Origin of the sequence: Vibrio sp. 10N.237.312.B06 (assembly GCF_041464685.1) — a bacterium.
GTDB classification, from domain to species: domain Bacteria; phylum Pseudomonadota; class Gammaproteobacteria; order Enterobacterales; family Vibrionaceae; genus Vibrio; species Vibrio tasmaniensis_A.
On the sequence record NZ_JBFSPI010000016.1, the window covers coordinates 58,050 to 70,671 of the forward strand.

Below are 12,622 nucleotides of genomic sequence, written 5' to 3' on the forward strand. Positions count from 1 at the left end.
AACTTCGTTAGAATTTTTGATTGTAGAATAACTACTTATCGAAAAATTCTGCCTTGTTCTCAAGCTTTTTTCCTACGCTATGTTTGATCACTTATTTACTGTGATTGGTATTACTCAAGTGAAAGCCGAACTTCAAAGGTGCCATGTCATCGAAAATGCTTCGTTAAGCGGTTTCAAACAGGTTCTTTAAGCTCTTTCCATCTGTCTATCAAGAGTAGATCGAATAAACGAGCATGAGCCTTTAGCTGTCTTGAAGTGACTCGGTGCACAAGTTAGTAAGTGTAAATACGTTCTTGATAAAATGGGATACATGTTCGCAGCCAATTTGTGAGACGCTTGATCTAGTGTCAGTCGAATCACAAGGAAGTTGAATGCATCACTTTAATATCCGCGCTCTTGAGTATTTAAACGCGTTGTCTAAGTATGGCTCATTGCGTAAGGCATCCAAGATGATGAATGTTGACCCTGCTGCAATGAGCAGAATGCTGACCCAGCTCGAAGCGCAAGCGGGAATGAAAGTTTGGGAACGCAACAACCGCCAATCACTGTTAACTGAGGCGGGTAATGAGCTGCTGCATTACTATCGTTCCATTGTTCGTGGAGAGGCTGCAGTGCTTACTCGACTAGCCAAGCTTAAAAACCTCAAAGGAGGCAGTGTCAGTATTGCCATCGGTGAAGGGTTTATTACCAACTTGGTGTCAAAGCCGATGCAAACCTTTATGACCCGTTATCCTGATATCAACCTTTCTATTGAAATTGCAGGGGCATTGGACGCGGTCAAGATGTTGGAAGATCAACAGATAGACTTCGCAATAACCTATGCTTCTGCTCCACATCCTAAACTGCACTCCCACGTTGAACGTAGCCATCCGCTCGAATTGATTGCTCCGAAGGGGCACTTCCTTACGATGAAAGAAGCACCTGTGACACTGCAAGATATTAAGGATGTGTCTTTGGCGTTGATCGACAACTCAACAGGGATGGGTCGATTGGTCAAGCATGCCGAGCAAATGTCACATTTCACGTTAGAACCTAAGCTTCAGACGAACTCAGTCACTGCACTGACTAACTTTGTTTCAGCAGGGTTGGGTGTCACCTTTATGCCTAAGCTCACGGTGATCGATGAAATAAAGTCAGGGCAGATTGAAGTGGTTGCGACCGAGTTGGAGATGCTATCGAAGGCGACGGTTAAGGTTCAATCTTTAAAAGACCGCGCACTCACGCTACAGGCCGAAACCTTGTTAGATTTCTTACTTGAAAACGCCACTTTCTTGAGTCATGACGCTTACAATATCTAAGAATAGTAGATTTACTTAGCGACTCCTCCTAAGCGACCAAATACCGCCAATATCACAGTTCCAAACTGCCGAATTCGTTTTTAAGTTGAATTGAGTTTTTGTCAACGCTCCCTCTATTGTTAAGTCAACATGCGCGGAATAAGTTACAAATTATTAACGAAACGAGTTTTAGACTGACAGCTGTGTTCGACAGATTTTGGCTTTGTCGGGCATTAGGAGAAGAGAATGGAAGTTATTGTAATTGGTAGCGGTGTTATTGGGTTAACCAGTGCTTGGTACCTGGCGAAGGAAGGTCACTCGGTCACAGTTATTGATCGTCAAGATAGCAGTGGCAAGGAAACCAGCTTTGCGAATGCAGGGCAAATTTCTTACGGATATTCTTCACCATGGGCGGCACCGGGGATTCCGTTGAAAGCAATGAAATGGCTTACCCAAGAGCATGCGCCTCTAAAAGTGAAGCCGTCACTTTCTCCTGAATTAGTTGCTTGGGCGACTAAGATGTTGGCCAACTGTAATGAAGCCAAGTACGCCATGAATAAGTCACGCATGTTAAGAGTGGCAAACTTCAGTCGAGAGTGTCTCACTCATCTAAGAACCAGTGAAGATTTAGCTTATGAGGGCAGGCAGAAAGGCACCTTGCAAGTATTCAGAAGCGAGAAGCAACTCGATGCTATTCAGCAGGATATGAAGCTATTAACAGAGAGTGGGATCGAACACTCGCTGTTTGATGTTGCCCAGTGTCTGTCAGTGGAGTCGGGTTTAGCGGACGTTAAAGACAAGCTGGTGGGCGGCTTATACTTACCTCATGATGAAACCGGTGATTGCCATCAGTTCTGTTTAACCTTGACTGAGAAAGCCAAGCAACTCGGTGTTAGGTTCGTGTTTGATACTGAAGTGGTAAGTTTGAATCATCAGAATCAAGCCATTGAGACTATTACAACGACTCAAGGCGAGTTTAAAGCGGATGCTTACGTGGTCGCGTCAGGAAGCTATTCTCGAGAACTATTAAAGCAAGTCGACTTGTCTATACCGGTTTACCCAGTGAAAGGATATTCACTAACATTGCCTATCGTGAATGTAGATAAGTCACCGACTTCGACTGTTATGGATGAAACCTACAAGGTCGCGATGACGCGATTTGATGATCGTATTCGTATCGCGGGTACGGCAGAACTCGCTGGTTTTGACTACCTAATCCCTGAAAAACGTAAAGCCACGATTGATATGGTGATAAAAGATCTTTTCCCACAAGCGGGGGACTTTTCTAAGGCTGAATACTGGACTGGGCTAAGACCAATGACGCCAGATGGCACGCCTATCATCGGCAAGACGCCTATCAAAAATTTATTTACCAATACAGGTCATGGGACATTAGGTTGGACAATGGCATGTGGCTCAGGAAAGATCTTAGCAAGCATAGTCAGTGGCTCTGCCAGTGATATTAAATCTGATGACTTAAGTATCCATCGTTATTTGTAGCGGCATGACACCGTGTTAACTAAAGTCACCCCATTCTTAAACTGTAGAATGGGGTTATGGGTTCTCAAGGAGAAGATTATCTGGTGGTGGTTTCTAGTACATGGGTAAATCTATCCCACGATTTCTGGTCAGCTTCTTGTTGATAGTTGTTTGAGCCGAATACGGTAAAGGCATGTGGCGCACCACTGTAGGTGATCATTTCATGCGGAACCTTGCTTGATTCAAGTTGAGCTGCGAGGCTTCCAAAGTCGTGCATTGAGATCATGGCGTCTGCTGTACCATGGAACACGACAACTGGAGCTTTTGTCTCAGAGTAGTCTTGTCCTTTAGGTGTCGATAAACCGCCATGGAAGGTGACATAAGCTTTCGATGGGATGCCAGCACGAGCGGCTTCTAAAACGGCTGCGCCACCAAAACAGTAACCCATTATCACGTTGTTATCTAAGTTACCACCAAGCCTTTTCGCTTCCATCGCTCCCGCATTAAGTAGTGCACGCATTTTTTCTCTGTCTTTATACAACTCGCCTGTGTGTTGTTTTTTGTCTTTCACTTCGGTAGGGCGAATGCCTTTACCAAATAGGTCGATGGCGAACACGTTGTAACCGAGTTCGTTGAGCATCTCAGAACGTTTCTTTTCGTAATCAGTTAAGCCATCCCAATCGTGAATTAGCAGCACCAAAGGCGCTTGGTCACTGGCCTCACTCCAATAACCTTCGTAATCCATACCATCGACTTGGTAAGTGATGTTTTCTCCTGAAATCGCAGAGAAGGGCAGTAAAACTGAAAACAGGCCGAGCGTAGTGAGTTTTCGCATGCGTTATTCCTTTCGATGACAATTGACGTTCCAATCGAAAGTATAGATAACGCGATGATTCTCGCCAGATTTCAGTTTATAACTTGAATAGCTAAACTGGAGAATAAAGGAAAAAAATTACCAAGATGTGTTGGTTTTGCTAATGCTCATCTCCGGATACTTCCGCTGATAGCGCGGCAACATCGATTCATTGCCTAAGATGCCGCCTTGATGAATATAGATGATGGTCTTAGTTGGGTTGTCTTGTTGCCACTGTACTAAGCATTGCCACATCAAAGGGTCATAGAGCAGGTCAAACTCAATGTCAGTTTGCTCTTGCAGATCTAACCAAGTTTGATAATCCTGCTGATACAACTTACCAAAATGGTGTTTGGTTTTGAGCGGTAAGATCTGCGGGTGATCGGTCTCGCCAAGCTCATTGAACTGCTGCGTTAAGTAGCCACTGCCACCAACACAAGCACAGGTTAACACCGGGATGTTGTGCAGTTTTAAATGCTTATGAAGATACAGCGCTGTGCTACCAGTACCAGCGGGCAGTGCAACCACAAAATCGTGTTTGTTTTCGAAGCGCGTCCAGCTGAGTATTTCCATCGCCAGTTGCTTCACGCCATATTCAGAAAGCTGAGAACGTCCACCTTCAGGTAACACAATACAATCGGAACCTGGTTGCCTTATTTGTTCAATATACGCTTGTGGATGAAGCTCAGAGCCTGTTTCTTTGACTGAAATAACCTTAGCCCCAAGATCGATAGCGCCACGGTAGTTGCCGAGTGGGCGTTCTTGTAGCCATTGAGGAAGGTGGTCGACGTAAAACTCAAGCGTCCAGCCTTTGATTTTTGCAAGTGCGGCTAGCGAGAACAAGGAGTTAGCTTGAGCGGATCCATAGCTTATTAGAGTGGTGGTGTCTGGGTGATCGTCTTCCAGTAGCTTCATGAACTTTCTGGCTTTGTTGCCGCAAAAGTGGGAGTGAAGCTTATCGTCTCGCTTTAAGAAAAAGGTGTGATCGTTGTATTGATGCTGAGTTACAGGGCTATTATTTAGTTTCATCGCACTTAGACAAAATGCTGACTCAAGAGCCAGCATTTTTAAATCAAAAAGGACTACTGAGTATCTAGTAGCTAGCGAGCGCTGTAAACCAACTAAATCAAGTTTTCATCGGGTATTGAGCCTCGTATTACGAGTTTGCTTGCTTTAATGTGGATAAGGAGGAACCTGTCTGAAAGGCGATTCTTGCAGTGCACCCTCCGGAGTCGCGATTGACCAACTCAAAGTCCCAATGGAAGCGTTGGCACAAGTCGTCGACAATCAATAAACCTAATCCATGACCATTCGGATTGTACTGTTCCTGAAGGCCTTCACCTTGGTCTTCAATCACAAGAGTGTCTTGGGAAAGAGTGATAGTTACGGTGCCACTATTGGTCGCAGCAATCGCATTTCTCAACAAGTTTCCGACCAACATGTTCATGATCGCACTGGTGGCTTGAATTATAGGCTCAGATTGAACGAGTAGGGATATTTCGACTGCTTTCTCATTTGCTTGTAACGTATTTTTGGAAACGATGGTCTCTAATTCTTGCTGGCTAAACAAGCGCAGTGGTGCATCGTCACTGTTTCTTTCGTAACGAACTAGGCCAAGCAAAGCATCGACCATCTCAGACATCTGAACAATGGCTTCATCAATGCGTTCAACCTGCCGAGATTGAAACTCGGTTGTTTCGCTTCTCAATAGCAATTTATTCGCACCACGAGCAACGGTTAGTGGTGTTCTTAACTCATGGCTTGAGTATCGAGCAAAGGCTTGTTCACGCTTGACCAAGGAATTGATTTCTCGACGATACTGATTCAGTTGATCGGTTAGCTGACGAAATTCAACTGCCGCATCATCACTCACACCGAACTCTTCGTTGAGATTGAGTTTATTCGACTCAAGTTGCTCAGAGAGAGAGTTGAATGGTTCAATCAGTCGTTTTGACAGTCGATAGAGCAGAGCACCAAAACTAAAAATTAAGATAGAAAGTAACGTGAGCACAAAGGCGGTCGCGTACACAAGTTCAGAAATAGCAAATTCAACACGGTCTATTTCGGAAAGTAGGATTATTGGGTGGGTTTTTCCTTTGTCAGAATACTCGCCAACATAGACCATTCTTGACTCTGGCTCTTCGCCGATCTCTCCGAGAAAGCTCTCTTTATTTGCAATGAGCTTATAATATTCGGGAGGTACGAATGACGGGTCGTTATAGGCGACTGTCAGATCATCAATTCTTAACTCACCACTTTCTCCGGCTTGAAATAGCTCGACGGCGTAATTGCGGTCAATCAAGATGCGTCTTTCTCCGACCCGGTCTTCAGACATGTAGAGCGCGACAATAAAAACGATATAGACGAACGCAGACACAATCACGGCCATTAGCCCAAAGAAAACAGCTAAGCGGCCGGTGAGGGTTTTAGTGCTTGTCAGAAAGTTGGAAATCAATTCGATGACTCCAAGCGGAATCCTATTTTAGGAACCGTAATCAACATTTGACTGTCAAAAGGCTTGTCGAGTTGATTTCGTAATTGATAGATGTGACTGCGCAGCACATCATTATTGGGTTCATCTTCTTCCCATAATTTGTAGGAGATATCTTCACGAGTCACCACTTCCGGTGCGTTTTGGCAGAGCATCTCAAGTATGGTGTAAGTGGTTGGGTTTAGCGCAAGAAGCTTATCTTGGCGGTAAGCTTTACGGGTTTTTTGGTCGATGGTGAGTTCACCGAACTGAAGTTTTGAAGAGGCTACTTTTCCGCGGTAACGACGAACTAGTGCGTTCATTCTTGCTTCTAAAATATCCAAATCAAAAGGCTTGGTTAGATAGTCATCGGCACCATGCTCAAACCCTTTCAACATATCATCGCGGCTATCTAGCGCGGTCAGCATCAAAATAGGTGTCGCGTTGCCTTGGTCTCGCAATTTATTACAAACCGTGAGGCCGTCCATTCTTGGCAACATCAGATCCAATATGATGATATCAAATGAGTTTTCCAACGCGAGCTGCAGGCCGAGTTCGCCGTTGTCCGCATAATCGAGTTCCATACCAATACACTCAAAATAATCAAACAAGACACCTGCGATTTCACGGTTATCTTCGACTAATAGAACTCGTTTCATTTTGATTCTCATACAGAAATAGACGGTAACATTATCCTGAGTGAGCGTGAAAAATATGTCAATAACATAACTTTCACTTATGGGAGGGTAGATTGGATTCAGATTAAAAAATAGAAGAACGTATTATGTCTGAACTTCATATAAGCCGCCCTAAGATATCTACATCGCAGATCAACCCTGCGGTTTCTCTGTCTATCATTGTGCCTTTTTACGATGAACAAGAGGTATTGGAAGAGTTCCACTCTCGCCTTACCAAGGTGCTTGATAGCTTGCCCATCAAGAGTGAAATCGTTTATGTCGACGACGGTAGCAAAGACAGCAGCTTGGAGTTGGTGAGTTCATTCACTTCAATCAATAGCTCAATTTCTGTTATCGGTTTAAGCCGTAATTTTGGCAAAGAATCAGCGATGAGCGCAGGCCTTGAGCACTGTCGTGGACAAGCGGTGATTTTGCTAGACGCTGACTTACAAGATCCACCTGAGCTTATCCCGCAAATGATTGCCAAGTGGCGCGAAGGTTATGACGTCGTCAATATGCAGCGCAGCCAGCGTGATGGTGAAACATGGTTTAAGAAGTTTTCAGCAGCGAGCTTTTACAAAGTCATGAACGTGGCTGCGAAGATTGATGTTCCTGAGAATGTGGGTGATTTTCGACTGTTAAGCCGCGAGGTTGTCGACCATATCAATCAGCTTCCAGAACGTAACCGCTACATGAAAGGCATTTTTTCATGGCCGGGTTTCCGACAAGCGACACTCCAATTTAAGCGTGATGCTCGCTTCTGTGGCGAGACCAAGTGGAACTATCTGAAACTCATCGGATTGGCGATGGATGGCATCACATCATTCTCTATCCGCCCACTGCGTATTGCGACGGCAGTTGGTGGATTAGTGGCTCTTACTGCTTTTGTATATGGCGTCTTCATCGTATTCAAAACCATGATGTTTGGCGAGCCAATTACGGGTTATCCGTCAATGATGGTCGTGCAACTTGCACTTGGCGGAATCCAACTGTTGAGTATTGGTTTAATGGGGGAGTACATAGGTCGTATTTTCATCGAAACCAAGAATCGCCCTCTTTATCTGATCCAATCGGTCGTTGATACACCTGCATTGAAAACACATTTTAAATTAGAGGAATCAGCATGAGTCTGAACAGAACGCATCTATGGTATTTGTTGGCTTTTGCACTAGTTTTAAGGCTTTTATCTTTGGCGACTTATCCGTTAATGGACACCACTGAAGCGCGCTATGGAGAAATGGCTCGCTTGATGGTAGAAACTGGCAATTGGTTAACCCCTCAGTTTGATTACGGTATTCCTTTTTGGGGTAAGCCACCGTTGTTCACATGGATGAGTGCTGCTGGTATTGAGTTGTTCGGCTTGAGTGAGTTTGCTGTGCGTGCTCCGCATTGGTTAGCAGGTTTCGCGACGATTCTATTGGTCGCGTATCTGGCGAAGCGTACGGGACAAAGTGCCTTAGTGGCGGCTGTTGTATTGGCAACATGTGGGATTTTCTCTATCGCCGCGGGTGCTGTGATGACCGATATGGCGTTAACGTTAGCCATGACCATCGCGATGCTGGGCTTTTACTTATGTTGGCTCGGTGGAGAAGACTGTAAAGGCGAAGGAAGTGAGAGAACCAACAAAACCTGGGGTTACGTTGGCTTTATTGGTTTAGCGCTAGGTTTACTTGCAAAAGGGCCTGTTTCGATTGTAATCATGGGTATCGCAGTTTTCCCTTGGTTAGTCTTACAGCATGGCTTCTTCGGTGCTTTTAAAGTGCTTTGGCAACGCTTTCCACTGTTGTCGGGCTTAGGCGTGATGTTGGCGATTGCCTTACCGTGGTACATCATGGCGGAAATGGCAACGCCGGGTTTCATTGACTACTTCATCGTTGGCGAACACTTTAAGCGTTTTGTTGTGAGTGGTTGGGAGGGCGATTTATACGGTTCTGCTCATGATGAAACCAGAGGCATGATCTGGGTATTTTGGATTCAGGCCGCTGCGCCGTGGTCGATTGTATTACCTATTTTAACTTTCGCTCGTCGCAAGAAAATTGCAGAAATTAATACTGAAAATCGCGGCTTGTTTTCATTTCTTGTCTGTTGGTTGATTTCACCTCTGATTCTTTTCACTATGGCGGGCAATATTCTCCCAGCTTACGTCCTGCCAGGTATTCCGGCCCTTGGCTTGTTGATTGCTATACTCGTAGTGGAAAAAGATAAGAAGTGGTTCTCGAGCGTGGCTTTGGTGCTACCTGTGCTGTTAATGATTGCGATGGTTTACCTGAACTTAGGGAAGGCGAACGAGAAAAGTGACCGTATTATTTTTGAACAGATTACGGATTCTGCGCCAAGTTTTTATGTGGGTAAAAGACCATTCTCAGGGCAATTTTACAGTCATGGGCAAGCGAAAAAGCTTCTTGAGATCGAGCAACTAAATGGCATCGATAAATTCTATTTGATCGGCCATAAAGCGGAAGTGGAAATTAAGATCAAAGAGAACGCATTAACGTGTATTCTAGAGCCAACGGTGAAAATAAAGCGTGCTTTGTTCAGCTGCCATCACCAGAGCAACACACCAAATTTTTCGTTGAATCATATTGAAAGTGAAAATGATGTTCAGCGTTAACTCAAGGCTACGAATGTTCAATGACAAGCTTCAATCACATAGCCAAAGACTACAGTCCCACCACAAGATGGTTCGATTTGCTGTGGTTGGTGTTGGTGGGTTTGTTGTTGATTGTTTGGTTTTTGCATTGCTGCATTATGTTGTTGGGCTGCCTTTAATGATGGCGCGAATTAGCTCCTTTATTGCTGCTGCAACGACGACATGGTTGGGTAATCGTATACTGACTTTTGAATATAAAGGGCGAGGTCATTGGTCTGAGAAGCTGATTCAGTGGCAAAAGTTTATGTTTACCGCATCAATATCAGCGGTACCTAATTTGCTGTGCTTTAAGCTGATGACGGAATTGCTGCCTGCGTTTATTGGGGCAGTATTTATTGCCATGGCGGTTGGTATCTTGGTGGGCATGGTCACTAACTATTTGTTTAGTCAGTATTGGGTCTTTACCCGTTAGAATCCCTTGTAATCACATAACCAAGTGAAACTTTTGGGTAGTTCATTAGTAACAGACACAAAAAAGCGCAGCTAAATAGCTGCGCTTTGTATTTTTATGATAACCAAGTAAATGGGGTCGCTATATTAACGCTGTGTTGCGCGCTGGCGATTCTTTCCGTTACTCGCAGGTTTACCACCTTGACCATTACCCGCTTTGTTACGGTTTGGCTTGCCATTCCCGCCGCCATTGCCTTGAGATTGCTGACTAGCAGGGGCTTTTTTGATGAAGCCCGTCGCTGGTTTATGCGCGTTACCATTGCCGTTCTGCTTTCCGTTGCCCTGATTGCCATTACCTTGGCTACCCGTTGGCTTCTTACCGCCCGGTTTTGGCTTCTTACCGCCCGGTTTTGGCTTATTGCCACCTGGCTTAGGCTTATTGCCTCCAGGCTTAGAATGGTTACGTGGGCTTTCGCCACCAAGACCTGGTTGAGACTTACTGTGCTTAGTCGCAAAGCGCTGTGAGCCGTGACGACCAGACTTACGACGCTGCGCCGGTGTCTGAGCTTCAAAATCTTCTTCTGGTACTAGACAGTTTGCTTTGTCACCAATTAGGTGCTTTTTACCCATGCTGATCAGCGCTTCACGGATGATCTTCCAGTTTTCAGGATCGTGGTAACGAAGCAGCGCTTTATGCAGACGACGTTGACGATCACCTTTCGGTACAGGAACATCTTCACGCTTCTTATATTTCACGCGTTTCAGAGGGTTGGTCTCTGAGTAGTACATCGACGTTGCATTACACATCGGCGATGGATAGAAGTTCTGTACTTGGTCACACTCGTAGTTGTGCTTTTTCAGCCACATTGCAAGGTTAAGCATGTCTTCATCTTCTGTGCCCGGGTGAGCAGAGATGAAGTAAGGAATTAGGTACTGTTTCTTACCGGCTTCAGCGCTGTATTTCTCGAACATCTCTTTGAAACGATCGTACGTGCCCATGCCCGGCTTCATCATCAGATCCAGTGGGCCTTTTTCAGTATGCTCTGGAGCAATCTTCAAGTAACCACCAACGTGGTGAGTCACAAGCTCACGTACGTATTCTGGAGACTCAATCGCAAGATCATAACGAACGCCTGATGCGATCATTACTTTCTTGATACCCGGAACCTTTCTCGCTGAGCGGTAAAGGTCAATGGTGTGCTGGTGGTCTGTGTTCAGTTTTTCACAGATTTTCGGGAACACACATGATGGGCGACGACAGTTAATTTCAGCTTTAGGATCAGAACAACCTAGACGATACATGTTCGCCGTTGGGCCACCCAAGTCAGAAATGGTACCGGTAAAGCCCGGTACTTTATCTTTAATGTCTTCGATTTCATCCAAGATCGATTCTTTCGAACGGTTCTGAATGATACGACCTTCGTGCTCTGTGATTGAACAGAAAGAACAACCACCAAAACAACCACGCATGATGTTAACCGAAGTTTTGATCATATCGTATGCCGGAATTTTCGCTTTGCCATACATTGGGTGAGGAACACGCTTGTACGCAAGGCCAAACACGTGATCCATCTCTTCAGTTGTAAGAGGAATTGGCGCTTGGTTTACCCATAGTTCGCGGTCACCGTGACGTTGAATAAGAGCACGACCTGAATACGGGTTGGTCTCTAGGTGCAGAATACGGCTAGCGTGAGCGTAAAGAATACGGTCATTGTTTAGCTTTTCGTAACCTGGGATACGAACCGCGGTTGTTTTTGCGTCGTGACGAGAAGGACGAATAGTAATAGGTTGCGCTTTTATTTCTTCTTTTTCGTCTTTCTTAGTATCACACTGGGTTTCAACTTCGTAAGGGTTAACCGGAACGTACGCTTTGTTCGGCTTTTCGATACGAGAAGAGTCAATGATCTTGAAGCCTTCTGGGGCAGCAGGAAGATTGATAGCAGTACCGCGGATATTGGTCAGCGTAGACATGTCTTCGCCATCGGCAATGCGGTGTGCCACTTCAACCAGTGCACGCTCAGCGTTACCAAAAAGAAGAATATCTGCTTTTGCGTCAAACAATACAGAGCGACGAACTTTATCTGACCAGTAGTCGTAGTGAGCAACACGGCGCAAACTTGCTTCGATACCACCAAGAACGATTGGCGTGCCTTTGTAGGCTTCGCGACAACGTTGGGAATAAACTAGAGTTGCACGGTCAGGACGCTTGCCACCTTCGTTGTTTGGCGTATAAGCATCATCGTGACGTAATTTGCGATCAGAGGTGTAGCGGTTGATCATGGAGTCCATGTTACCCGCTGTAATGCCGAAGAATAGGTTAGGTTTACCTAGCTTCATGAAGGCGTCTTTATTGTCCCACTTTGGTTGCGCAATAATGCCCACGCGGAATCCTTGAGCTTCAAGAAGGCGACCAATGATAGCCATGCCAAAGCTCGGGTGATCGACATAAGCGTCACCAGTTACAATAATAATGTCACAGCTATCCCATCCAAGAGCATCCATCTCCTTTCTACTGGTAGGCAAAAAAGGTGCAGTTCCGTAGCACTCGGCCCAGTATTTTTTGTGTTCGTGAATAGGAGTGATATCGCTGTACATATTTCAACCTCTGATTTTTGAGGCGGGAATTATAGCGGCATGAGCCTAGACTAGCCAGTAGAACATGCCCCTGTTAGTTTTGATGTCTTTCGTATTTTTACGGTAAATGGCGACAGAAGAGCCATACATCAGCATAGTTGAAGCCTTGAATCTCGTCTCTAATTTATGATTTTGATTAGGGCGTGTTGATCTTTCGTGAGTGTTTTTTGAACAGCATGGTAAAGAGTTATA

The 12,622-nt window shown here is 45.1% G+C and carries 10 protein-coding genes; 5 read left to right on the forward strand and 5 right to left on the reverse strand.

The window, feature by feature from the left end; translation table 11 throughout:
- Positions 1-371: 371 nt before the first annotated feature.
- Together AB6C75_RS06600 and AB6C75_RS06605 are read left to right on the forward strand one after the other, a co-directional pair.
- Positions 372-1,298 carry a LysR family transcriptional regulator gene (locus AB6C75_RS06600; RefSeq protein ID WP_065678732.1) on the forward strand — a complete coding sequence of 309 codons (927 nt, stop codon included), beginning with the start codon at positions 372-374 and terminating at the stop codon, positions 1,296-1,298.
- 225 nt (positions 1,299-1,523) lie between these two features.
- Positions 1,524-2,777, forward strand: coding sequence for a D-amino acid dehydrogenase (locus tag AB6C75_RS06605; protein ID WP_372107412.1), 1,254 nt, complete (start codon positions 1,524-1,526; stop codon positions 2,775-2,777).
- Between the two features lie 76 nt (positions 2,778-2,853).
- Here the strand turns inward: AB6C75_RS06605 and AB6C75_RS06610 are convergent, their stop codons facing one another.
- The 4 genes from AB6C75_RS06610 to AB6C75_RS06625 all read right to left on the reverse strand — a co-directional run bounded on the left by AB6C75_RS06610 (position 2,854) and on the right by AB6C75_RS06625 (position 6,738).
- Positions 2,854-3,591 (reverse strand): dienelactone hydrolase family protein, encoded by a 738-nt coding sequence (locus AB6C75_RS06610; protein ID WP_135380588.1) that lies wholly within the window; start codon positions 3,589-3,591, stop codon positions 2,854-2,856.
- 117 nt (positions 3,592-3,708) lie between these two features.
- Positions 3,709-4,638: a 1-aminocyclopropane-1-carboxylate deaminase/D-cysteine desulfhydrase gene (locus tag AB6C75_RS06615; protein ID WP_372107413.1), complete on the reverse strand. Its 930-nt coding sequence runs from the start codon at positions 4,636-4,638 to the stop codon at positions 3,709-3,711.
- A gap of 127 nt (positions 4,639-4,765) precedes the next feature.
- Entirely contained in the window at positions 4,766-6,064 is a 1,299-nt protein-coding gene (locus tag AB6C75_RS06620; protein ID WP_372107415.1) for a sensor histidine kinase, read from the reverse strand.
- Positions 6,061-6,738, reverse strand: coding sequence for a response regulator transcription factor (locus AB6C75_RS06625; RefSeq protein WP_009846415.1), 678 nt, complete (start codon positions 6,736-6,738; stop codon positions 6,061-6,063). The genes AB6C75_RS06620 and AB6C75_RS06625 overlap by 4 nt, the downstream gene beginning before the upstream one ends.
- A 125-nt stretch (positions 6,739-6,863) precedes the next feature.
- Between AB6C75_RS06625 and AB6C75_RS06630 the strand changes: the two genes are divergently transcribed.
- Genes AB6C75_RS06630 through AB6C75_RS06640 form a run of 3 tightly spaced genes read left to right on the forward strand, consistent with a single transcriptional unit; the run spans position 6,864 to position 9,818 of the window.
- Positions 6,864-7,883, forward strand: coding sequence for a glycosyltransferase family 2 protein (locus AB6C75_RS06630; RefSeq protein ID WP_017098516.1), 1,020 nt, complete (start codon positions 6,864-6,866; stop codon positions 7,881-7,883).
- Positions 7,880-9,367 carry an ArnT family glycosyltransferase gene (locus AB6C75_RS06635; protein WP_372107417.1) on the forward strand — a complete coding sequence of 496 codons (1,488 nt, stop codon included), beginning with the start codon at positions 7,880-7,882 and terminating at the stop codon, positions 9,365-9,367. The genes AB6C75_RS06630 and AB6C75_RS06635 overlap by 4 nt, the downstream gene beginning before the upstream one ends.
- Positions 9,354-9,818 carry a GtrA family protein gene (locus AB6C75_RS06640; RefSeq protein WP_372107423.1) on the forward strand — a complete coding sequence of 155 codons (465 nt, stop codon included), beginning with the start codon at positions 9,354-9,356 and terminating at the stop codon, positions 9,816-9,818. The genes AB6C75_RS06635 and AB6C75_RS06640 overlap by 14 nt, the downstream gene beginning before the upstream one ends.
- A gap of 125 nt (positions 9,819-9,943) precedes the next feature.
- On the opposite strand, the gene AB6C75_RS06645 is transcribed toward AB6C75_RS06640, so the two are convergent.
- Positions 9,944-12,391 (reverse strand): YgiQ family radical SAM protein, encoded by a 2,448-nt coding sequence (locus AB6C75_RS06645; protein WP_372107419.1) that lies wholly within the window; start codon positions 12,389-12,391, stop codon positions 9,944-9,946.
- Positions 12,392-12,622: the final 231 nt, after the last annotated feature.

What these genes read in the sequence shown, in the direction of transcription:
- AB6C75_RS06640 (WP_372107423.1), top strand. Translation starts at nt 9,354, where the DNA reads ATGTTCAGCGTTAACTCAAGGCTACGAATGTTCAATGACAAGCTTCAA.
- AB6C75_RS06600 (WP_065678732.1), top strand. Translation starts at nt 372, where the DNA reads ATGCATCACTTTAATATCCGCGCTCTTGAGTATTTAAACGCGTTGTCT.
- AB6C75_RS06630 (WP_017098516.1), top strand. Translation starts at nt 6,864, where the DNA reads ATGTCTGAACTTCATATAAGCCGCCCTAAGATATCTACATCGCAGATC.
- AB6C75_RS06635 (WP_372107417.1), top strand. Translation starts at nt 7,880, where the DNA reads ATGAGTCTGAACAGAACGCATCTATGGTATTTGTTGGCTTTTGCACTA.
- AB6C75_RS06610 (WP_135380588.1), bottom strand. Translation starts at nt 3,591, where the DNA reads ATGCGAAAACTCACTACGCTCGGCCTGTTTTCAGTTTTACTGCCCTTC.
- AB6C75_RS06615 (WP_372107413.1), bottom strand. Translation starts at nt 4,638, where the DNA reads ATGAAACTAAATAATAGCCCTGTAACTCAGCATCAATACAACGATCAC.
- AB6C75_RS06645 (WP_372107419.1), bottom strand. Translation starts at nt 12,391, where the DNA reads ATGTACAGCGATATCACTCCTATTCACGAACACAAAAAATACTGGGCC.
- AB6C75_RS06625 (WP_009846415.1), bottom strand. Translation starts at nt 6,738, where the DNA reads ATGAAACGAGTTCTATTAGTCGAAGATAACCGTGAAATCGCAGGTGTC.
- AB6C75_RS06605 (WP_372107412.1), top strand. Translation starts at nt 1,524, where the DNA reads ATGGAAGTTATTGTAATTGGTAGCGGTGTTATTGGGTTAACCAGTGCT.